1 rRNA gene is annotated in these 330 nt (G+C 44.2%); it reads right to left on the bottom strand.

Annotation, left to right across the window (positions count from 1 at the left end):
• Positions 1 to 330, bottom strand: a 23S ribosomal RNA gene (locus OCU55_RS23825); the annotation flags it as partial.

The following is a 330-nucleotide window of genomic DNA, read 5'->3' as shown; positions in this document are numbered from 1 at the left end:
CACGTGTCTCGTGGTACTCTGGAGCAGAACTATGGTCTTCTTGTTTCACTTACAGGACTATTACCTTCTACGGTGTATCTTTCCAGATATCTTCAATTACAATAGCCACCAATGTTATGTTCTGTCCGCAACCCCAAAGATAAATCTTTGGTTTGGGCTCTTCCGATTTCGCTCGCCGCTACTGACGGAATCGATTTTTCTTTCTCTTCCTCTAGGTACTTAGATGTTTCAGTTCCCTAGGTTTACCTTCCTGTCGCTATGTATTCACCACAGGATACGTAGGGTTACCTACGTGAGTTTCCTCATTCGGAGATCTTTGGATCACAGGCT

This window comes from Clostridium folliculivorans (assembly GCF_024341905.1).
GTDB lineage: Bacteria > Bacillota > Clostridia > Clostridiales > Clostridiaceae > Clostridium_AR > Clostridium_AR folliculivorans.
Note: the sequence above shows the minus strand (reverse complement) of the source record. Positions and strands in the feature narration are given on the sequence as shown.